At 59.2% G+C, this 1428-nt stretch carries 1 protein-coding gene; it reads right to left on the bottom strand.

Annotation, left to right across the window (positions count from 1 at the left end; all coding sequences use genetic code 11):
• Positions 1-28: 28 nt before the first annotated feature.
• A protein-coding gene (locus V3B41_RS20425; RefSeq protein ID WP_197633811.1) for an IS3 family transposase occupies positions 29-1380 on the bottom strand; the annotation gives its coding sequence in 2 pieces (ribosomal slippage) (positions 29-933 and positions 933-1380; 1353 coding nt in all).
• Positions 1381-1428: the final 48 nt, after the last annotated feature.

Genomic DNA, 1428 nt, shown 5'->3' with positions numbered 1-1428 from the left:
TGAAGTGCCCCCCGAGACTTGGACGGGGTCAGGCGGCCGATTGGGCCTGCTCCCGGTACTTTACCGGGCTCAGACCTTTCAGTTTCAGTTTGATGCGCTCTTCGTTGTAGTACTGGATGTATTCCACCAGCCCAGCCTCCAGACTCTCGATGCTGTCAAAGCTGTTCAGATAGAAGAACTCCGACTTCAACGTCCCGAAAAAGCTCTCCATTGCCGCATTGTCCAAACAGTTGCCACGCCGGGACATGCTTTGCTTCAACGAGTGCTTTTCCAGCATGTGCCGGTAGTTTTCATGCTGGTACTGCCAGCCCTGGTCAGAATGGATCATGGGGCGCTCATCCGGGGAAAGCTTGCTGATGGCCTCCTCCAGCATCTGACCCACCAGATCGAACACGGGCTGGCGCTTGATCTGATAAGCCACGATTTCACCGTTGTAGAGGTCCATGATCGGCGACAGGTACAGCTTCATGCCCTGCACCTTGAACTCGGTGACGTCGGTCACCCACTTCTGATTGGGTCGCTCGGCCTGGAACTCACGATTGAGATCGTTGCCAACCACAATATTGGCCGCCCCCTTGAAGGCCCGATAGCGCTTGACGCGCACGCGCGATTTCAGGCCCATCTCCCCCATCAGGCGCTGTACCCGCTTGTGATTGGTCCGATGGCCCTGATTGGCCAGTTCCAGCGTCACCGTGCGATAGCCATAGCGCCCTTGGCTCTGATCGTAGATTGCACGGATACGCTCACGCAGGTCTGCCTCGTCCTGATCCGGATGGGCCAGGACATGGTTCTGGTAATAGAACGTACTGCGCGACAGCCCTGCCGCTTCGAGCAGAAGCGACAGCGTATGAACCTGCCTCAATCCTTGGATGGCTTGCGCTTTGCGTCTTGCGCCGCCTGCTCTTCCCGGATCAAGGCATCGAGTTTTTTTAGGTAGTCGGTCTCCGCGCGCAGATAGGCGACTTCCTTGAGCAGCTCATCGCGGCTCATATCCTCAGGTGGCTTGGACGAACGGGTCTTTTTCATCGGCTTTCGGGGCGGCGGCAGGGGCGGTGCCAACGCTTGGGCACCGCCCTGAGCATACAGGCGCCGCCACTGCCCCACTGCGCCGGCATCACCAATCTGAAAGTAGGTGGTGGCCTCGCGCCCGGACATGCCGTCCTGGCTCATCTTCTCCAGGACAGCCAGCTTGAACGCGAGGTCATAGGACCGGGCCTGGCGGTGAAACCCGCGCCAACCGTGCAGCCGATAGGTCGCCACCCAGCGTCTGACCGTGGAGAACTCCAGGCTGTGGCGACGAGCAACGGCTTTGACCGATGTGGAGGTCTTGCAGGCCTCTTTGGCGACCTGCAGTTTGAAACGCGCGTCGTATCTGTTCATGTATCCCTCGGGGTTGGATCTGGCGTCCAACTCCCGGGGGTCACTTCA

Source organism: Stenotrophomonas sp. SMYL89 (assembly GCF_036319985.1).
GTDB lineage: Bacteria > Pseudomonadota > Gammaproteobacteria > Xanthomonadales > Xanthomonadaceae > Stenotrophomonas > Stenotrophomonas maltophilia_Q.
This window is presented reverse-complemented; position numbering and strand designations above follow the sequence as displayed.